At 35.8% G+C, this 20612-nt stretch carries 16 protein-coding genes; 7 read left to right on the top strand and 9 right to left on the bottom strand.

From position 1 onward, the window contains the following. Nucleotides 1–229: 229 nt before the first annotated feature. On the bottom strand, nt 230–2911 hold the full coding sequence (locus ACFS6I_RS13450; RefSeq protein WP_132770374.1) for a DUF7133 domain-containing protein: 2682 nt from the start codon (nt 2909–2911) through the stop codon (nt 230–232). Between the two features lie 202 nt (nt 2912–3113). Between ACFS6I_RS13450 and ACFS6I_RS13445 the strand changes: the two genes are divergently transcribed. Further along, on the top strand, nt 3114–4253 hold the full coding sequence (locus ACFS6I_RS13445; protein WP_380921325.1) for an acyltransferase family protein: 1140 nt from the start codon (nt 3114–3116) through the stop codon (nt 4251–4253). Between the two features lie 119 nt (nt 4254–4372). Then, complete coding sequence (locus ACFS6I_RS13440) at nt 4373–4645, top strand: redox-active disulfide protein 2 (RefSeq protein WP_132770376.1); 273 nt, start codon at nt 4373–4375, stop codon at nt 4643–4645. Between the two features lie 43 nt (nt 4646–4688). Here ACFS6I_RS13440 and ACFS6I_RS13435 read toward each other — a convergent pair whose 3' ends face one another. Continuing rightward, nucleotides 4689–5603, bottom strand: a complete 915-nt coding sequence (locus tag ACFS6I_RS13435; RefSeq protein WP_380921323.1) for an AEC family transporter — start codon at nt 5601–5603, stop codon at nt 4689–4691. A gap of 216 nt (nt 5604–5819) precedes the next feature. Between ACFS6I_RS13435 and ACFS6I_RS13430 the strand changes: the two genes are divergently transcribed. Then, entirely contained in the window at nt 5820–6659 is an 840-nt protein-coding gene (locus ACFS6I_RS13430; protein ID WP_380921321.1) for an AraC family transcriptional regulator, read from the top strand. A 120-nt stretch (nt 6660–6779) separates the two neighbouring features. Here the strand turns inward: ACFS6I_RS13430 and ACFS6I_RS13425 are convergent, their stop codons facing one another. After that, entirely contained in the window at nt 6780–6932 is a 153-nt protein-coding gene (locus ACFS6I_RS13425; RefSeq protein ID WP_108158845.1) for a lmo0937 family membrane protein, read from the bottom strand. Between the two features lie 307 nt (nt 6933–7239). Here ACFS6I_RS13425 and ACFS6I_RS13420 point away from each other — a divergent pair, with 307 nt between their 5' ends. Further along, entirely contained in the window at nt 7240–8895 is a 1656-nt protein-coding gene (locus ACFS6I_RS13420; protein WP_380921319.1) for a DUF3472 domain-containing protein, read from the top strand. A gap of 209 nt (nt 8896–9104) precedes the next feature. Here ACFS6I_RS13420 and ACFS6I_RS13415 read toward each other — a convergent pair whose 3' ends face one another. Both ACFS6I_RS13415 and ACFS6I_RS13410 read right to left on the bottom strand, forming a co-directional pair. Beyond that, nucleotides 9105–11117 carry an endonuclease/exonuclease/phosphatase family protein gene (locus ACFS6I_RS13415; RefSeq protein WP_380921317.1) on the bottom strand — a complete coding sequence of 671 codons (2013 nt, stop codon included), beginning with the start codon at nt 11115–11117 and terminating at the stop codon, nt 9105–9107. Between the two features lie 422 nt (nt 11118–11539). Further along, nucleotides 11540–12202 (bottom strand): metal-dependent transcriptional regulator, encoded by a 663-nt coding sequence (locus ACFS6I_RS13410; protein ID WP_132841854.1) that lies wholly within the window; start codon nt 12200–12202, stop codon nt 11540–11542. Nucleotides 12203–12311: 109 nt separating this feature from the next. Between ACFS6I_RS13410 and ACFS6I_RS13405 the strand changes: the two genes are divergently transcribed. Then, nucleotides 12312–14597, top strand: coding sequence for a TonB-dependent receptor (locus tag ACFS6I_RS13405; RefSeq protein ID WP_380921314.1), 2286 nt, complete (start codon nt 12312–12314; stop codon nt 14595–14597). Between the two features lie 105 nt (nt 14598–14702). On the opposite strand, the gene atpB is transcribed toward ACFS6I_RS13405, so the two are convergent. From atpB to ACFS6I_RS13385, 4 genes are all read right to left on the bottom strand, one after another. Further along, nucleotides 14703–15764, bottom strand: a complete 1062-nt coding sequence (gene atpB, locus ACFS6I_RS13400) for a F0F1 ATP synthase subunit A (protein WP_380921312.1) — start codon at nt 15762–15764, stop codon at nt 14703–14705. A gap of 69 nt (nt 15765–15833) precedes the next feature. Next, nucleotides 15834–16814: a deoxyhypusine synthase family protein gene (locus ACFS6I_RS13395; protein ID WP_380921310.1), complete on the bottom strand. Its 981-nt coding sequence runs from the start codon at nt 16812–16814 to the stop codon at nt 15834–15836. A 253-nt stretch (nt 16815–17067) separates the two neighbouring features. Beyond that, a complete protein-coding gene (locus ACFS6I_RS13390; RefSeq protein WP_208701938.1) occupies nt 17068–17628 on the bottom strand; it encodes a Crp/Fnr family transcriptional regulator in 561 nt (186 codons plus the stop codon). A gap of 159 nt (nt 17629–17787) precedes the next feature. After that, nucleotides 17788–18942 carry a 2-isopropylmalate synthase gene (locus tag ACFS6I_RS13385; RefSeq protein ID WP_380921308.1) on the bottom strand — a complete coding sequence of 385 codons (1155 nt, stop codon included), beginning with the start codon at nt 18940–18942 and terminating at the stop codon, nt 17788–17790. Nucleotides 18943–19017: 75 nt separating this feature from the next. On the opposite strand from ACFS6I_RS13385, the gene ACFS6I_RS13380 reads away from it, so the two are divergent. Together ACFS6I_RS13380 and ACFS6I_RS13375 are read left to right on the top strand one after the other, a co-directional pair. Then, the gene (locus ACFS6I_RS13380; RefSeq protein WP_380921306.1) at nt 19018–19806 is read left to right on the top strand and encodes a helix-turn-helix domain-containing protein; all 789 of its coding nucleotides are present in this window, start codon (nt 19018–19020) and stop codon (nt 19804–19806) included. A gap of 242 nt (nt 19807–20048) precedes the next feature. Beyond that, a complete protein-coding gene (locus ACFS6I_RS13375) occupies nt 20049–20612 on the top strand; it encodes a helix-turn-helix domain-containing protein (RefSeq protein ID WP_380921304.1) in 564 nt (187 codons plus the stop codon).

The following is a 20612-nucleotide window of genomic DNA, read 5'->3' as shown; positions in this document are numbered from 1 at the left end:
GAGCAAATTATAAAAAAACGATCCGTTAAAAATCATGAATCTTTTTCTATATGTTAAATTATCTATTTTATATTATTTTGTCAAGTCCAAATCAAAGATCAATTTCCTTTTCGATTATTATAGCAAAAGATATCCATAAATAATTTATCATTAGGCTGACAAGAAACATAAAAAGGCCGCCAACTTAAATGTAGCTGACGGCCTCTAATGATATAAATGTTAAGACTTCTTATTTTTGTTTTGCTAGAAACGCAACTAGTGAAGCAAATTCTTCAACTGTTAATGAATTTGCCAATCCAGCGGGCATCATCGAGTTACCCATTTCCGTACGTTTTGCAATATTAGCTTTTTTGATTGTCGTAACAGATCCAGCAATATCTCTCAATACAACTTTATCAGCAGTTTCCTGTGTCACAAAACCCATAAAACTCTTTTTGTCTTTAGTGCTGATCAAAACTGTTGCAAATCCTTGAGAAATTGAAGCATTTGGTTTTAAAATTGATTCGGCAATCTGTTCACGATTCATGATTGCACCAATTTGTCCCATAAATGGTCCTTTCATCGTTTCACTTTTACTAAGACTATGACATGCAAAACATCCTTGTTTTGTAAATAGCGCTTTTCCTTTTACCGGATCACCTTTTATTTTAGCTAATGCTAACATAATATCCTCAATGGATGTTTTTCCTACTTGCCCTTTTTGGTTTTTGATTTTTTCTAAATCAACTTTTTTCTCCTTAACTTCTTTTACAGCAACCTCTTTCTTAGCAACATTAAAAGAAGCAATTTCCATACGGAATTTCTCATTCAGATCCGAAAAAAATTGTTTTTTCGTCGCTCCAGCTTTTACGCTCTCTGCCTTCAGGAATTTCTCAATGACCGGTGAAGATTCCCAAACAACTCCTTTATAGTATGGCCCGTGCGAATCAGGACGAGTTCCCCACCACCACGAAGCATCATAAGCATCTTCTTTCTTATATAAGCGAGCTAAGGTTACTAGAATCTTATCTTTAAATTTTTGATCTTTTGATTTTCCATAAGCAGCGATTAAGCCATCAACTGCTCTGGCATCGTGCATATAACGCATAGCCCATAAAGCTAGATCAGGATTTTCTGTTCCCAAAAAACCTACACTTGCATTAACTGCATTTAAGCGAACTAACGCTTTAACCGCTAGATGTGCAGGTATAATGGCGGCATTAGGTTTATCGTGTGGCCCCTCCACTCCTTTAGCGGGAGCAACAAAAGATGCCGGCACCTTTGTCTGCAATAATGCATTAGCAGCTTCTACTCGGCCCAAGCGACCCAAACCAACCATTGAAGCCGTTTGTACACGTACGGAAGCATCTTTCAATCCATCAATGAATGGATCAATTGGCACTTGCTCTAATGATCCCATACGGTCAGCCAAAGCACGTAACGCAAATTCACGGATCTGATCCTCCTTTGTAAGTTCAACCAAAACCGGAATTGCTTTTTCCTTTGCCAACTGTGCATAAGTATATATTGCGGCAACACGAGCACTGAGCCCTAAACTCTTGTCTTTAGCAATACTAATAGCAGCTGCTGTTGCTTCATCTGATGATCTGGAAACAAGTTCTTGTGACGCGTAAAGCCTAGTTGTTGCACTACCCGATTTCAAAAGATTAGTTAACTCGCCAATAGATGCTTTCTTCGTATTAGGAAAAGCTTTGTATGTCCATCCTTTTGGTACTACGCGCGCAACATAACCTTTATCCGGGTTACCTGAGTAACCAGCTCCATCCCAAGCTGCTAGATATAACCTGCCGGAACCATCCACATCTAAATCTGTAATTTGTGGCAATTGGATAAATTCTTCTTCTTTTTGTGTAAAACTTGGTCCATCTGGTGTAACATGATGCATATATAAGAAACTTCTGCCCCAATCCGCCATCATCGGTACCTTATTATATTTTTCAGGCCAAGTATCCTCGTCCATATATAAAGATCCTGTACCCGATCCACCACCTAACATGGCCAAAGCAGGAATAATCTCTTCTGTAAAATTTTGGAATAACAAAGGATAGCCGTACTCTCCAGATTGAATCTGATGCGAAAAACGAATATCCCAACCGCCACCATCATTGGTATTATCACGGGTAAAGATATTCATATATGGATCAATAGCGACATCATAGATATTACGTAATCCATGTGTATATATTTCCATTTCTTTTCCATCAGGACGCACACGTAAAATTCCTCCCCCCAGCATGGTCAATTTCTTGCCATCTGTACCTGTTGCATTATGAAATCCAAAATCACCAACTGCAATATACATCCATCCATCAATACCCATCCTTATTCCATTAGTAGCATGATCCGTACCACGCTCTTGAATATATTTGGTATTACTTAGACCCACTATAAGTGGTTTAGCTACCCCATCCGCAACCCCATCTTGATTTTTATCTTCAAATACAACTAAATCCATTCCTGTTGCTTTTCCAGTCGATGCATCAAACGTCGTATGCAAAACGAAAACTTGATCACCTAAAACAAAAATACCACGGGGATTATCAACACGTGCAAAATCAGTATGCTTATCCATTTTCCCGTCGTTGTCCGTGTCAACAAATCTGCGGATAAACCCTTTACCCATATCTTTTCCTAAAGATCCGATCATATCAACCCCAACGTAAACTTCACCCGTAGGCGCCACAGCTAAACAAGCTGGACTAGGAGTAAGATCCGCAGCTGTAAAAGAGGTCATAATCAGGTCTGCCGGAGCTCCTGATAAAGTTTTTAAGCTATCCTGAGCATGTAATGTAGCTGTCGTTGAATAATGTACATTTTCATTTTTTACTTTTTGATGTACTGGCTTTTCAATATTATTGGTAAATCCCAATAATATAGGAAAGAGAAATAATAGGTTTAGTTTCCTTTTCATTGTAAGGTATTATAATTGCATAAATATTGAGCAAATTACAACTAATGAATCTAATAACTATAATAATAGCAAAAATATTACGAAAATTGAAAGAAATTTCCATTTTTTAAGATCATAATTATTTCAAAAACTGTAATTAATTCCTATATTCACGGTCTTTTGGCTATTCAATAAAAATATACTACTAATCAAATTTGTCTGCATGCTAAACACACAAACCAATTCGCTCACACACGATCTTAATAAACCACATTACAACGTACTGGATGGACTTCGGGGTGTAGCAGCAATTACTGTGGTATGTTTTCACATTTTTGAAGCATTTGCGACCAGTCATTTGGATCAACGTATCAATCATGGTTACCTAGCTGTTGATTTTTTCTTCATTTTATCTGGATTTGTTATCGGTTATGCTTATGATGATCGCTGGTCAAAAATGTCTACAAAAGATTTTATCAGACGCAGAATCATACGGCTACACCCGATGGTTGTAATGGGAGCTGTTATAGGTGCAATTATGTTTTACTTTCAAGGATGTTCAGTATGGGATGTATCATCCGTAACTGTAGTGGCTTTACTTGGAGCAACATTATTAAATGCATTACTTATTCCGGCCATGCCGGGACATGAAGTTAGGGGTCTAGGTGAGATGTTTCCGCTAAACGGACCGAGCTGGTCATTATTCTTTGAATATATTGGAAATATTCTTTATGCCTTAATTATTCGAAAATTTTCAACCAAGATTCTAGCATTATTAGTTTTTATTGCAGGTTGTGGTTTAGCAACATTTGCCATTGCAGGACCGTATGGGGACATTTGTGCCGGTTTCTCGTTAACTGAAATAGAATTTACAGCAGGATTTTTACGCGTTCTATTTTCTTTCTCTGCCGGCTTATTGCTCTCCCGAATTTTCAGACCCGCTAATATTAAGGGAGCCTTTTGGATATGCAGTATCACTATAGTGACCCTATTAGCCCTACCCCGCCTAGGTGGAGCAGAGCACTTATGGATAAATGGGCTATATGACACCATTTGTTGCGTAGTAATATTCCCTATTCTTGTCTATCTAGGCGCTTCAGGCAAAAGCACAGATAAATATACAACTCGATTATGTCGATTCTTAGGAGACATTTCTTACCCATTATATACTGTACATTATCCTTTTATTTATCTTTACTATGCCTGGGTAAAAAATAATAAACTCACTTTCGAGCAATCCTTACCTGGCGCGGCAGCTGTAGTCATAGGAAGTATTATTTTGGCTTATATCTGTTTAAAATTATATGATATTCCTGTTAGAAATTACCTAGCAAAACGATTTGCAAAGTCAAAAAAAGATTAAGTTTAAAACTTATGAATAACAGATAAAAACAATTAAACTAACCTTTGCTTTTCACTGTAGTAAAAATCGACAAAAAAAATAGCGATATTAAATTTAAATTATTAAAACGAAACCTATTTATGAATAAAAAACCAATCAGTGAATACAGCAATGAAGAATTGCTGCAAGCAAAAAAAACAACGGCAGTCATAGCCATTACGTTAACCTCAATGTTGGTATTGCTATTAGCAATGGGGATTTATATTTCCATAACCAAAAAGTTCAGTGCCCTTTTAGCGATACCTTTTTCACTATCAACGATCGCAATCATTCTTTTCAAAAAGCTAAAGGAAATTACAGCGGAACTGAAAAATAGAGAAACAAATGAATTCAAAAACAAAACTGAAATCTAAACTTTAAGAATTGTCATACATTAAGGTTGAAAATTAAAACTTATTAAATCATGAGATAATCCATTATTCCATTCCAACATGCAGTCGTTACAAACCCTACTAAAATACTGATCCCTATGATCAGATTCACCAACCGGGCATTTAACCGAAACTGCTCTGCAATAATGCCCGAGGTAATTAATGTTGGCATAGCGGCTTCAAATATACTGATGCGGGCGATATCCCCTTTAATACCCATAATAATCGCAATACACAGTACCAAACCAGGTGCAATCACCAGTTTATATAACATCGCCATTGAAAGTTGTGAAATTTGCTGTTTCCACCCTTTAAACTTGAGCTGTAGACCTACAGAAAACAAAGCAAGCGGACCAACAGTAGCTGTTAATTTATTGATAAATGGTTCAGCTATCTGCAAATCGATAAATTTGGACAAAAAAAGAGCGCTAACACAACCGATAAAAGGAGGAAAAGTAAATAAGCGTTTAATTAATAAAGAAACTTTAACTCCCCCTGTATCGGAAGGATTTCCTTTAACTGCCGCAATAATTCCAACAGTAGACAAAAGAACAAACATCACCTGATCACAAATAATAGCAATACTCAGATCATGTTCTCCAAAATAGGCCGTAATTAAGGGAAATCCAATAAAAGAAGTATTACTATAACCGCTAGATAATTCTAAAGTACTGCGGGTACGTTGCCCATACTTTTTATAACGACAGTAGAATTCCATAAATATCCAACTTCCTGCCCAGACAATAATGGGAGAGATTGCAGGAAAAACCATCTGATTACTCCATGTGATATGTGGAATATACTTAAATGATACAGCTGGTAAAGCTAGATACAATATCCAGATATTAATACCTCTATGTGCATCATGAGGCATGAATTTGGCATGCTGAAAGATCATTCCTGCACTAATACAGAAAGCGATCATTACAAAATTATCCATGTGAAAATTTGCTAATTTATGACAGCAAAATTATCACCCTGTTTATCCCTATCGCATGTATAAAAACAACATTAGTATGTATATTTGTTTTAAACAAAAAATAAAGAAGTTATAATAATTATGGTAATCAACGGTATTTAGAACAATTTTTGAGTATTGGAAAAGATGTATCACGAAGTTTAACAAAGAGAAGTATTACATAAATCAGCCTCGCATATGACCAAACTCAAGCAATTTGATGCGTTGAAGTTATTTGACTTTGAGGAATCCAACTTCCACCTAACCGTTCATGGACAGAATTACTATGAACTGGTATATATTTATAAAGGGTCGGGAATTCATGAGATCAACAACAACAGCTTAGCCTATAACGCAGGAGATCTCTTTGTAATATCACCTGAAGATGAACATAATTTCAAAATTGAAAAAAGGACAAGGGTAATAGCAATCAAATTCACTGACGATTATTTCAGTAATAGCAATCATTGGACGCAACAGAATCAAACACTAAATAAGCCTATTGCGATCATGAATAATAAAATATTGAAAGAAATAAAACTAGAATTCAATCCAGAGATAAGGAAAATATTAAGGAATACAATAGATAATATCTTACTTTATAATAGTGTTGGATCACTTTCCACATCTCCACTTGTTTTCCATCAGATTCTTTCCATATTCGGGATAATCATAGAAACGATGACAAAAATGTTATTATTTGGAATAAATAATTTCCCGGCAAAGGAACTTCTTGTTTCTTATATTCACCAACATATTTATGAACCAAAGCAAATACAAATTAAACAAATTGCAGCCCACTTTAATATTGCACCTACTTACTTCAGCACCTATTTTAAAAGAAACTTCGACATGGGTTATCGCGACTATCTAACAGCATATAAAATAACATTGATCGATAAACGATTAACGTCAGGACTTTTTACTTTCAGACAGATTGCTGACGAATTTGGATTCAACGACGAAAGTCATTTCTCTCATTTCTATAAAAATAGCAAAGGTGTCAGTCCATCTGCTTATTCCAGATCAAAAAAGTAGGAACTAGATTACGCATTTGCACCTTATTCAGATCCTATATAATAAAAAAGAGACTTTTAAAAAGTCTCTTTTCAACCTACCTTCTTGAAATATCCTGAATGTTTATCAGTAAGTTAAAGTTTATGCATTTCCTCTAATAACACGCAACAATACTACAATTATTGCAATGACTAATAAAGCGTGGATAATACCGCCACTGTAGAAACCTCCTAAAAAACTGATCGCCCAGATAATGACTAAAATGACTGCGATTATATATAATAAATTTCCCATAATATATGTTATTTTAATGTTTTAATATTTAGCAACTTAATTATATAACAATAGTAACCGAGCATAAGTTTGTTTGTCTAAACAAAAAACTGATGATTTTTTTTAAAGAAATTTGGCAGCATTCTGAATAAAACTGAAAATCAACATCTTAAACAGCTCACGATCTGCCCCCCATCCTTTTATTACACTAAAAATTGCGCAATCGATTTCATTAAAAACAGCTGCTAATTATTCAATGAAAACTTCCTACCTTAATACCATTGCGGAAAGAATACGCAATAAAAACCCATTATAAACAGATCCTTTTATGAGAAAATTAATGATTCACAGCGTATTTCTCGCTGCATTGAGCACAATAGCGTGTTCAAAGGAAATTGTAAAATCGGGATTAGAAAAGCCTTCAAATCTAATCTCACAAAGTGACAAAGATTTACTTAACCTCACATTGACAGGTAGTAATGCAGCTCCTTCACAACATCTTGTTTACAGTTTCACTTCTGATGCAATATTGAAAATGAGCAAAATAAAGATCACAAATACGGCAAAAACGGAATACTTTTCTGTCCTAAATTATAACGGCGGTTATATGGGACTTCAAGATACACCAGACCTGCGCTATGGCACTTCCAATATTATGCTAGCATCACTGTGGGACAAAAATACTGCAACAAATAATTTAGCATTTTACTCTTATCTCGATAGCAAAACAATTGCCAGCCGATTTGGTGGTGAAGGCGATGGGCAAAAGACATTAAATCCTTATAATTGGACGCTCAACACTTGGTATAATATGGTCATTCGTTCCTGGAAGGAAAATGGAAAAATATATATTGCCAATTTTGTTCAAGATTTATCTACAGGAAAATGGTTGCATACCTCTACAATTGGCCGTGAAGCAAGCGCAGGATATCTGGGGTCAGGTACTGGAACATTTTTAGAAAATTGGGTCGGAGATAATCCAAATTATGATGGTAGATTTCACCGTAAAGCATTTCTTAAAGACAATTGGAATTTAAGTATCAATAACGTTTGGGAAAAATCAAATAGCCGATATTTCTCTGCCAATGACAATGATTCAGTACGTAATGGTCAATTTGATCGCGCCTTTAATGTCGGATACAACAGTACAGAAGACGCATATTTCATGGAACACGGTGGTTCCACCACGCCAGATCCAGCCTTTGGTACAGGGCGGGTACTAAATTTACCAGAACAGGCAGGTCAAGGTAATGCACCGGAATTAACGACCATAGAAAACAGCTATAGTACTGCACGTTACCACAACAACAAGCTGATTGTATCCTGGGGAATAAATGAAAACAAATCACCGCAGCTTAGTTATAAACTTGAGCTTTTAAATGCTTCAGGGTCTGTAATACAAACGCAGGAGAAAATTAAACCCGAAAAAAGAGTGGACACGTTATCAAGCAGTTTAACATCAGGAAATTATACAGTCCGCATAACATTAACAGATATTTTTAATCAACAAGCAGCCTCAAAATTAATTCCGCTCACCATTTTCAGTGCGAATGATACCTACAAAATAAAAAATGTAAGCAGCGGCAAATACCTCACTGTTCGCGATAATAGTACCGCTAATGCAGCTCAGATCGTACAGTATAGCAATAGCATAAGTGATTCACAAAAATGGAAAATCGTTGCCGGAAGCGCTGGGTATGCTTTAGTAAATGTTGCTAGTTCCAAATCTATCGATATTCCAGGAAGTATTGATGACATCAACACAGGATTAATTCAGTATACCAATTCAACAAACCAAAATCAACAATGGACCATCAATTTTCTGGAGAGCAATAATACAGTTTACATTAAAACCATTCTCAGCAAAGGATACATTATCGACAATCCCGGAAGTAGCACGAGTGATAATACACAAGTTGTATTATACAGTATCAATAATAATATTGGTACTAGTAATCAAAAATGGGTTCTAGAAAAGCAATAAATTAAAATCTCCAGTAGTAGATCCAATTCTGGTACTACTGGAGATACCTTGAGAAAATCAAATCGCAGATTGATTATTTTTTTTCAAAAACTTTTACTTTTTTGCGCGATACACTGTTCCCGAATTTTGGTTTCAGAACAATTAGTAAAGTATAGATCAAATAAACAATTGCTAATAACTTTAATTCTTCATGAAAGTACGATCGAGATCTATTTATTAATATTTTTACCTAACGTAGTTTCAAAGATCGTCATCACAGCAGCATGATCAGAAGCCCAAACGTCATCAATTTCCGGACTTGTCCTAATGATTTTTGATGAGATAGCCTGAATAGCCCCCTTATAGTAAATAAAATCTATTCTGGCATCAGGCATTTGACCATATATAGGTGCAAAAGTTCCGCCCTGATTACCTAATTCGTCAGGATTAATTTCACGAAAAGAATCCTTAAAACCGTTTTCTATCATAAACTTCGATGTCGGAAATGGTACAGCACCATAACCAAAATGCAGATCTTTAGTTTTCTCTGTCCAGTCCAGGTGACTATAAGAATTGAAATCTCCGCCTATTATAATAGGTTGATCTACAGATTCAACATAAGGATCAACATCCTTTTCTAATAAATTTCTCACATCCACCAAAGAAAGTATAGCGTCTTCTGCAACCCAGGTTTTAGGTTCCATACCAAAGTTTTGATAACCACTTGTATATTCAGGTCGATACGCATATCTAAGCCAGCAGCCATTCACTATAATATCACGTCCATTAGGTAGTTTGATCGTTGCAGGATTAGATTTAAACGGTTCACTTGATTGGATCTTCTTGATAGGATATCTACTGAACAATGCCAGATTGTCCTTTGAAGATTTGGTTTGTAAATAAAATCCCAAAGTTTTTGCGATCGTATCCTGTGCACCATACCCTTCCTGCATGGTAATAATATCCGCATTAGAAGTTTGGATCAAATCAATAATGCGTTCTCGGCCTTTATCTTTACCCAAATGCACTCCACCATGCCAGATATTCCATTGTAGCACTTTAACAAAATTATTCTTGTCTTTAGGAGTAACAAACTGTTTCACCTTTGATTCCTCGATCTCAGGTTTATATTTTTTTCCAGACAAAACGAAATGAGTAATGAGCGCACCCAGTTGATGCCCGACTTCCGCTTTATCTTGAACAGCAGCACTGACGAGAAAATAATTAACACCTGGTTTTAAGTAAAATTTATCCTTTACATCCTTATTCCTAAAAATCATCTTCCCTTCGAGATGCTGTGTACCATCAAAAATAGGCTGTTTAATATTCGATTTAGGATACTGTCCCGTATAATACAATTTTATTTCATTGAGATCCTTCAAGGAAGAGTTTTGCGTGAGATCAAGATTAATTTCGTCCAAGCTAAGCGCTTTTTGATCCCCCTGTACCACGATCCTCAATTTTAACAGCTGCCCATCTACAGTACCTTGCTCTAAATCCCATTCATTCTGTACGACGACCGCATTAAACAATTGCTGTTTCTTATTAAAATTTTGAAAAGAAACATTGGTATTTTCTACCGTATATGCCATAGGAAGCTCACCATAATAGTCACTGCGCCCATTTCTCAAGTGATAAGATAGATGTCCCTTTCCTACCCAGTTTACCGATACCACATCTTTAAAATCATCAAATGTATAATAGCCTACAAGGGTCGAAAACTGGGGGTGCGATCTTTCAACAGATTTATTTTTCCACTTTTTGATTACGTTGATAGAAACAGCTTTTGACCATATTCTAACCTCATCAATCAATCCGCCAAAACTTTGTTTTTTCTCGTTAAGACCGATTGCGCCCGGCAATATGGCAACAACTGTATCTTTACGAGCCACTTCTTTACCATCTAAGTATAAAAAGGTAGACATCCCATTACAGGAAGCCGCTACATGATGCCAATTATCATCCAATTTCTCTGGAGCAGTAATCCCTGCGCCATTACTATGCAAATAAACATTTTTAACCACTAACGGCATATTATCACAACTATTTAGATCGCTATACTCACCTCCACCAAAAATAGCTTCATATTCTTTCCATATACGATCATCACCTTTTATCCATGCTTCTATCGTCCATTCATTCCGTAAAACACCCATCCCCGTTCTTACATCATTATCATGGCCATCTAGACGCAATGCCAAGTTCTGATTAGATTTTCGAGGATAACTTTCAGTTTTTTGCACAGCAAATGAGTACATGCAAACAAAAAGAATAAATGATAACAATTGATATCTTAGGTACATAATTATTGGTTTGAAATATGACAAAACGAGCAGATCTTAATTATCGACGCACATAAAAACGATAACAATAAGCCCCTCCTTCCATTGTATTTCAAATATATAATAATATACATTAAAGGCAATTTTTACACCAGATTCTCCAGAAACGGATGATAATTATCCGAAAGTCCCTAGACAATCTAGTCAAACGTTTGATTATAAAAAAAACAACTCATTGAGCTGTTCTAAAATTGAGTTTTGGTACTCAAAATGTTACAAGTAATCCTAAAAGATCAAAGCATTTTAAGCTTCAAAATAGTATGAGAAACTTAAAATTACAATTTCTAAAACTACTAATTGCTGGCATTAGCAAAAAGACCATCCTATTTACTGATATGTTCTACGAGCAATTTTTCACATACCATACTACTTAAAACCTCGGTTCCATCACCCGAGTAACTAACAGACATGCTCTTATCAAATAATTCAACAGATTTTATCGTAATCACAGCCCCAAGAATCAATTGACGGCTATTTAAAAATTTAAGCAATTCTTCCGAAGAAGGTCTAACAGCCATAAATTTTACGACATCACCACTTTTACAATCGCTCAATTTAATAAACTCTTTTAATTTTAATTTACCATTTACATCTGGTATGGGAGAACCATGAGGATCCACTTCAGGAAAACCTAAAATTTCATCCATTTTCTCAAAAAATGCCGGAGATTTTATATGTTCAATTTGTTCCGCAATATCATGTACCTCTTCCCAGCCAAAACCCATTTTCTCCACAAGATACATTTCCGTAAGACGATGCTTCCGAATAATCAATGATGCCTCTTTCTTACCCTTTTCCGTAAGTTTCAAAGGTTTATAACTCTCATAAATAACAAAATCCTTTTCACTGAGGCGTTTCATCATACCATTAACGGTAGGCATTTTTATATCCAGCAGTTTACTTAATTCATTTACGCTGGCTTCACCTTTTGTACTCGTCAAAGCAAATAATGCTTTCAGATAATTTTCTTCAGTCTGTGATATCATTATAACAAAACTACTAATTATTAGCACAATCTAACAATATTGTTATAAATAATTTGTTAGTTCATACAAACTTTATAGATTTGCATGACTAACAAATAATATTTACATAATGAACATTAACATTTTTTTAATAACAGGAGTCCTCATTTTGATGAGTTTGACTCTTTCTGCCCAAACTGCACGTCTAAAAGGTAAAATAACAGATAGCGAAGGAGAACCTATTGAATGGGCCACAGTAAGCATTCCCCTATTAGGTCTTGCCACAAAAGCAGACAGCACAGGAAATTATGAATTGCAAAATATCCCTGTAGGTTCGCATCAGATCAAAGTAAGTTTCATTGGTTTTGCGACAAAGCTTTTAACGTTAACAATAGCAGATACAAAACTTCAAGTAAGAGATGTAGCATTGACCTCGATCAGCAATCGCTTAAATAGTGTCGTTGTAACCGGTACCCGCACGGAACGCAAAAAATCCGAAAGTCCTGTAGCAGTCAATATCCTTGATAGTAGAACATTCAACATCACACAATCCAACACCTTAGCAGACGGATTATGTTTTCAGCCCGGTCTACGTATGGAAATAGACTGTCAGACCTGCAACTATTCTCAATTGCGGATGAATGGATTAGGAGGTTCTTATTCACAGGTTTTAATTAATAGTCGGCCCGTATTTAGTTCGTTGATGAGTTTATATGGATTAGAACAGATACCTGCCAACATGATTGATCGTGTTGAAATCGTCAGAGGTGGCGGATCAGTCTTATATGGTTCTTCAGCTATAGCCGGAACAGTCAATATTCTAACCAAGCAAGCCAAAAAAAGCTCTTTTACACTTTCAAATAACAGTTCATTAATGGGCAACAAAACCTGGGATCATTTTTTCAATGCCAATCTAACAGCAGTCAATGAAGAGCAAAATGCGGGAGTTTCTTTCTTTGCATCTAACCGCAATCGTAATTCTTACGATGCAAATGGCGATGGGTTTTCCGAAATGCCCATGTTACAAAACAACTCCTTTGGTTTCAATTCATTTTTTAAGTTATCTCCTCAGGATAAACTAGAAATAAATGGTTGGAGTATTAACGAAGAAAGAAAAGGTGGAAATAAATTAGATCTACAGGCCGACAAAGCCGACCAGTCCGAGTATCGATTACATAATATCTTAGTGGGAGGCTTCAATTATGAACATCAGGCAAAGGATAAAGAAAGCTCATTTAGCGTTTATGGCGCTGCTCAAAACACAAAAAGAACACATTATACAGGTATAGATCAGATCGATGCCTGGGGGCATACAAAAAATCACTCCATTCAAAGCGGAGTCCAATACAATTACATCAGCTCTGATTTTCTGAATGGAAAAAACACCTTTACCACCGGAATTGAAAATCAATATGAATACACTTTCGATGAAATTAAGGCATATGATTATCTTATTGATCAGCATGTCAATCTATTGGGTGCTTTTTTACAAAGTGACTGGGAAGTAACCCGAAAATTAACCGTTCTATCAGGACTACGGTTAAATAAATCCAATCGTATAGATAAACTTGTACTGACCCCTAGGTTAAGTGCATTATATAAATTGGGTAGTGAAACCCAGCTTCGCACATCCTATGCGAGAGGGTTTAAAGCACCGCAAGCATTAGAAACCGACATGCATATGGCTTTTGCCGGAGGTGGAGTTTCCGTCATTAGAACAGATGACAACCTGATCGCAGAAACATCCAATAGCTTTAACGTTTCATTAGATTTCAATAAAGCAAGCGAACATTTTATCTACGGTTTCACGGTAGATGGCTTTTTCACACGGCTGTATAATACTTTTGTTTTAGAAGAAATCGGTACCGATCAAAATAACAATCAGCAACTCTTACGAAAAAATGGATCCAGCTCATCCGTAAGAGGAATCACAGCTGAAGGAAGATTCAATTATGATCAGAAAATACAGCTTGAGACGGGTTTAACATTCCAAAAATCAACCTATGATGAAGCCGTATCTTGGTCTTCAACTATTTCAGGAACAAGAAAATATCTGCGTTCGCCCGATCTTTACGGTTATTATACACTCAGTTTTTGGCCCCAGAATCGCTTCAATGCCGTTTTATCAGGAGTTTTGACTGGTCCGATGAAAGTACCTCATTTTGCAGGTGCCCCAGGCATTGATCAGGATGTCCTTAACACCTCACCCACATTTTTAGAAAATAACATCAAATTATCCTATCGATTTACCTTAAAACAAATTAAGCAAGATCTTCAATTCAATATTGGTATTCAGAATATGTTCAATCAATATCAGAAAGATTTTGATATCGGTAAAAATAGAGACAGTAATTATATTTATGGTCCTGGTCGACCAAGAACTTTTTTTATCGGATTGAAATTTGGACTGATGTAAACCTGTCCATATTAAAAACAACTTCATACAGCTCCTTTGTTATGAGCGGTACGAAGTTGTTAGGAAAAAAAATATGCCTAAGCTGAAGTTAGCCCCCGTCATGAATTAATGATGCTCATCCTCTTGCACCGCCAGTCCAATAAAAAGAGAGGAAAGCATTGTAAAGATATATGCCTGTAAAAATGCCGCCAATAACTTGATAATAAACAAAAAGGAAGTCAGTAAAAGTGAAACAGCAATACTTCCCCCCAATGTCAATTGATTATTCAATAAGTAAATAATTGCAATAAGCCCCATAATAACAGTGTGACCAGCTACATTATTGGCGAACAGTCGAATCATTAATGAGAAAGCTTTGGTAAAAATTCCGATAACCTCAATCGGCATCAATGCGATACGAAAAGGAATTGGAACACCTGGCATCCAGAAAATATGCTTCCAATAACTCCTAGATGCCTTCATATTGGTAATGATTAAAGTAAATAAAGCCAAACATAATGTTACCGTAATATTTCCAGTAATATTAAAACCTAAAGGAGTTAACCCAATCAGATTTAAAATCCATATTAAAAAGAAAACAGAAAGAAGATAAGGCAAAAACTCCTGATATCTAGAGCCGATATTAGGCTTAGCCATTTCATCGCGCACATAGATAATAAGAGGCTCTAACACTCGTCCAAATCCCTGTGGCAGCTTATTTTTCCGATATGATCTTGCCAATGCTATAAACATAAAAAACATTAAACCAGCAGTCAAAATCAAACCAACAACATTTTTTGTAATAGACAAATCGATCGGTTTTACAAATTTATTAGCTTCAACTAGCTTATCCCCATTCCCATCAGTTCGATAAATTTTATTATGATCTATACGATAAAACTTATCCTCGATCTGGACAGGACCATCCGTATGGATAAACCTAGATGATGAAAATATGTTAATACCCTCATCTATTAATATCACTGGCAAAGGAAATCCATAAGTGAGGTTATTCTCTTCGTCTTTAAACAACGAAAAATAATAGTCATCCTCCAGATGGTGCTGTATGAAGCGATCTATATTTTCCTTTTGAGAACTCTTTGCATCCGAAGCATTCCCCTTTGATACAGACACAAACAGTGTGAAAAGAAACAAACAGAACCATCTCAGATTTTTGATATCATGCATTATTCAATTATTAAAAATTTTAGATTTATGGTGTGCATCACGAGATGCACACCATAATGAAGAAATATGTTATCGATTTAAAAGATAGGCAAAGATCAAAGGAGCAACTATTGTTGCATCGGACTCAATAACATAACTAGGAGTATCCACGTCCAGTTTACCCCAGGTTATTTTTTCATTCGGGATACATCCGGAATACGAACCAAACGAAGTAGTTGAATCTGTGATCTGACAATAATATCGCCACTTTTTAATATTTTCCATTTCAAGATCCTGCTCCAGCATTGGCGCTACACACATCGCAAAGTCGCCCGCAATTCCACCTCCAATTTGAAAGAAACCGATACCTTGATCAATAGCATGCTTCGCATAGTAGTCAGCTAACCAGACCATATATTCAATACCGCTCTTAACCGTTGATGATTTTAATTCATTTTTTATAACATAGGAAGCAAAGATATTTCCCATAGTCGAATCCTCCCATCCTGGGACCACAATCGGTAGATTCTTTTCCGCTGCGGCAAGCATCCAGGAGTTTTTAGGATCAATTTCATATACATCCTTAAGAACACCACTTAATAAAAGTTTATACATATACTCATGCGGAAAAAATCTTTCACCAGCTTGCTCAGCATCTTTCCAGATTTTCTCAATATGAACCTGTATTTTCCGGAATGCCTCCTCTTCCGGTATACAAGTATCCGTCACGCGGTTATATTTACTGTTAAGAAGATCTAACTCATCTTGAGGAGTTAAGTCCCTATAATTTGGAATTCTTTTATAATGCGAGTGTGCAACCAAATTCATAATATCTTCCTCGAGGTTAGCACCCGTACAGCTTATGATCGCGATTTTATCCTGTCGAATCATTTCTGCCAATGAAATTCCCAGCTCAGCAGTACTCATTGCTCCGGCTAATGAAACCAACATTTTACCCCCCTGCTCCAAATGAGCTTCATAACCTTTCGCTGCGTCAACCAGACTCGCCGCATTAAAATGTAAAAAATTAGCTTCAAGAAACTGCCTAACCGATCCTATCGTTTTTTCCATATCTGAATTTTGTTTATTTAGCAAATCATATTTAATATGGGTGTAAAATTGATAAATCAAAAACAGATAAAAATTTACATATGTTAAATAATACCTACATACAAATAAGTTCTTTCTTAATGAATCCAGCAGTACCAGACCTCCGAACTAAAATAACAAAAGGGTTTTCAGTCAATTGGATGAAAACCCTTTTATAATTACTCCTTGCAGCAAATAAAACGTTCATTATTAAATGCGTTATAATAATATTGCCCTAACTTTTTTTTCTGATCCTACTTAGCGTAACTTGCGTTATCCCGAGGTAAGAGGCCAAATATTTCAATTGTATCCGACGCAATAAACTCGGATTTTTACTCACCAACAACTCATACCTTTCTTTTGCAGATTGTATCTCCCGGGATATCAATTTATTTTCAACTTTTATCAATTCCTTTTCAGCAAGTTTTCGACCCCAATTAGAAATGTAAATATCTTCGTTAAATAAATGTTTTACTGCTTTTATCTCAAGTTCATAAAGTTGACAAGGTTCCATTAATTCTATAAATTCATAACTCCTTTCATTTTCAGCATAGCTTTTCATGGAAAGAATAGTTTCACCTTCCTCACCGAACCAAAAAGTACGTTGTAAACCTTCATGCTCAGCATAAGCTCGGACAATTCCCTTTTTGATAAAATAGATCGACTTTTCGATTTTATTAGCTTTAATAATAATATGCCCCTTTGGAAAATGCACTTCTCGAATTAATAGCATCAACTTCGAAATCGATTCTTCAGGCAATGGATAAATTTCCACTAATATCTTCTTAAGATCCATACTTACTCATTTATAATCAATTCAATTTTATATATCTATTGTAATCAACCTATCATGCGGAGTACAAAATTGACCAAAAGCATTGATTATAAATTTTACATATGTTAAAAAATGATCCTATCTTATGCTATAAAGAATCAGGAAATTCAACACGTCAGCTTATCTCTTATTAATATCATGACATAAATCCACGAGATCAGCATCAGTTACAATAGATTTAGTATCCGCTAACCGCAAAAAACAGTCATAATATAGCTCAAATTCCTTTTCTACAAATTGTATATCTAGCGTTTGTATCCTATTTTTCAATGCAGCTCTACCACTTCGGGCTGTCAGTATAAGATCCGGTAACTCGAAACCGATCATCGCAGGATCGATTATTTCATAATTGCTTCTGTCCTTGAGTACACCGTCTTGATGAATTCCCGAAGAATGCGCAAATGCATTTCTCCCAACAATAGCCTTATTCGCCTGAACAGCATTCGACATAGCCCTTTCGACCATTTTACTCAACTTACTAATATAGATCGGATTCACAGTCGTATACACAGGCAGATCTTTAATCATAAGCGTCATAATGATTTCCTCCAAAGCGGCATTTCCAGCTCTTTCACCAACACCATTCACAGTCCCTTCCGCTTGGCTAGCTCCAGCCAGCAGACCTGCGATCGTATTTGCAGTCGCCATTCCCAGATCATTATGGCAATGGACAGAGATTTTAGCTTTATGAATATTCGGAACAGTGTCAATCACAAATTTTATCTTTTCATAATATTCAAATGGTGTGCAAAAACCATTTGTATCCGGTAAATTAACAACCTTTGCTCCCGCATCAATTACATTTTCAACCATTTTTGCTAAGAATAAATTATCAGCTCTACCAGCATCCTCAGCAAAAAATTGCACCTCTTCAATTTTTTTTGATGCATACCGCACCATTTTAAATGCTACGGCTAAAATTTCATCTCTGGTACTATTAAATTTATTTTTAATATGAATATCCGAAGTCCCGATACCAAGTTGCACACGAGGGCACACCGCATTTTTGAGGGCATCAACCGCCATGTCAATATCCAGTTCACGAGCTCTTGCCAATGCGCACACTTTAGCATTTTTAATTAATTTTGAAACTTCCTGTACGGCTTTAAAATCTGCAGGAGAACTCACAGGGAAACCGGCTTCTATAATATCAACACCGAGAAATTCAAGCTGTTCGGCTATTTCCAGTTTTGATTGAAGAGTCAGCAAGCACCCAGGTCCCTGCTCGCCATCACGAAGAGTTGTATCGAAAATATCTATTTTTTTCTTATTCATCCTATTTCTTTTTCCCAAAAATAAAGACAGATTTTATTTTGTTATATTTGAAAATAGAGCAATACTTATCTAATTATGCCAAAAGCTTATATATCAACACTAGATTGTACAAAAGTTATTGAAGATGGAGATATTGAGATCCGGTATTTTGGTCAATTTAATACCGAGATACATGATCATGAAAAAGCACAGCTGATCTCCCCCGAAATGAGCGCCATATATCTCTACTCAGAAAAGGGAAGTTTTTGTATTCCTGCCCGCCACTACGCTTATGTTGACGCACATGTCAAACATAAATTAATATCAAGGTCGCCCAATTTAAAACTCAAGACGATCTTTCTTGATTTGAATAAGGAACAGTACCCTATTGCACATTGGGGAAATATCGCTATTTTCTCTCCATCAAACTTACTTGATAATCTTTTAGCCTTTGGCGTACAATATTGGTCCGATAAAGAACTGAAAGAAGTTGGATTAGCGTCTTTAAAAAAAATGTTATCACATATATTAGTCAGCCCCCTAAAACTTCATGCACAACCACCAAAGTCCGAGTCACTCCTAAAAGTTGTTGAATATATTACGCAATCAATCAGTGAACAGATTACAATAACATCCTTATCCAAACACGTAAATATTCCCGAGCGGACATTGTCAAGACAATTTAAAAAAGAAACAGATATAACCATTTTTCAGTTTATAAAATTAAGCCGTATGCAGCTCGCATTAGAATTATTAGAAGACCAATCCCTGCATATTAGCGAAATTGTTTACAGAATCGGTTACGACAGTATTCCGACTTTTTCAAACCTATTCAAAGAATTGATAGGAATCAGCCCTCAGAAATATCGGCAAACCTTCCTCTAACTCTAAAAACTTATCCTAGAAAGACAGAATACCCCTACCCGATTCTGATCAAAGAGGAAGTTTAACGAACAATGCATAGGTCGATTAGGGGTCGCAGTATGATACCCATTAATCCTTTATAAACAACAAGCATATGCACTTAGGAATAGCGCCAAATTTTTAAAAAATTGATGACCTATAAATATTAATTGTACATTTACCTGTTCGATTTCATACATTATTTTAGCATATAAAGAAAAAATATGGCAACACTATATATAAAAAACATGGTATGCGGCCGCTGTATCATGGTGGTACAGAGTGAATTAAAAAAAATTGACGTTCAAACAGAAAATGTGACCCTTGGAAAAGTGGCTTTGAAGCAAGAATTATCGGACGATCAAATTAAAATGCTGAATGAAAATCTATTAGCAAGAGGATTTGAAGTCATTGACGATAAAAAAAGTCAAATCATTGAGGGTATCAAAAACGTTATTATTGAATTGGTACATTACCAAGACAGTGAAACAAAAAATAACCTATCCGATATTTTGAGCAATAAGTTACAACATGATTATAATTATCTTTCAAACCTATTCTCAGAAGTTGAAAGCACGACGATCGAAAAATACTTTATTGCCCAAAAGATTGAAAAAGTCAAAGAACTGTTAGGATACGACGAATTGTCTTTAAGCGAAATTGCTGACAGCCTTAACTATTCCAGTGTTGCATACTTAAGCAACCAGTTCAAAAAAGTAACAGGGCTTACACCAAGTCAGTTCAAGCAGATCAAAGAAGACAAAAGAACACCGTTGGACGAGGTGTAA

Source organism: Sphingobacterium anhuiense, assembly GCF_042686355.1.
GTDB classification, from domain to species: Bacteria; Bacteroidota; Bacteroidia; order Sphingobacteriales; family Sphingobacteriaceae; genus Sphingobacterium; species Sphingobacterium anhuiense.
This window is presented reverse-complemented; position numbering and strand designations above follow the sequence as displayed.

Bases quoted from the DNA above. Each gene is read 5' to 3' on its own strand.
- ACFS6I_RS13405 (WP_380921314.1), top strand. From the start codon at position 12,312: ATGAACATTAACATTTTTTTAATAACAGGAGTCCTCATTTTGATGAGT.
- ACFS6I_RS13445 (WP_380921325.1), top strand. From the start codon at position 3,114: ATGCTAAACACACAAACCAATTCGCTCACACACGATCTTAATAAACCA.
- ACFS6I_RS13450 (WP_132770374.1), bottom strand. From the start codon at position 2,911: ATGAAAAGGAAACTAAACCTATTATTTCTCTTTCCTATATTATTGGGA.
- ACFS6I_RS13390 (WP_208701938.1), bottom strand. From the start codon at position 17,628: ATGGATCTTAAGAAGATATTAGTGGAAATTTATCCATTGCCTGAAGAA.
- ACFS6I_RS13420 (WP_380921319.1), top strand. From the start codon at position 7,240: ATGAGAAAATTAATGATTCACAGCGTATTTCTCGCTGCATTGAGCACA.
- ACFS6I_RS13385 (WP_380921308.1), bottom strand. From the start codon at position 18,942: ATGAATAAGAAAAAAATAGATATTTTCGATACAACTCTTCGTGATGGC.
- ACFS6I_RS13435 (WP_380921323.1), bottom strand. From the start codon at position 5,603: ATGGATAATTTTGTAATGATCGCTTTCTGTATTAGTGCAGGAATGATC.
- ACFS6I_RS13410 (WP_132841854.1), bottom strand. From the start codon at position 12,202: ATGATATCACAGACTGAAGAAAATTATCTGAAAGCATTATTTGCTTTG.
- atpB (WP_380921312.1), bottom strand. From the start codon at position 15,764: ATGCATGATATCAAAAATCTGAGATGGTTCTGTTTGTTTCTTTTCACA.
- ACFS6I_RS13425 (WP_108158845.1), bottom strand. From the start codon at position 6,932: ATGGGAAATTTATTATATATAATCGCAGTCATTTTAGTCATTATCTGG.
- ACFS6I_RS13440 (WP_132770376.1), top strand. From the start codon at position 4,373: ATGAATAAAAAACCAATCAGTGAATACAGCAATGAAGAATTGCTGCAA.
- ACFS6I_RS13380 (WP_380921306.1), top strand. From the start codon at position 19,018: ATGCCAAAAGCTTATATATCAACACTAGATTGTACAAAAGTTATTGAA.
- ACFS6I_RS13395 (WP_380921310.1), bottom strand. From the start codon at position 16,814: ATGGAAAAAACGATAGGATCGGTTAGGCAGTTTCTTGAAGCTAATTTT.
- ACFS6I_RS13430 (WP_380921321.1), top strand. From the start codon at position 5,820: ATGACCAAACTCAAGCAATTTGATGCGTTGAAGTTATTTGACTTTGAG.
- ACFS6I_RS13375 (WP_380921304.1), top strand. From the start codon at position 20,049: ATGGCAACACTATATATAAAAAACATGGTATGCGGCCGCTGTATCATG.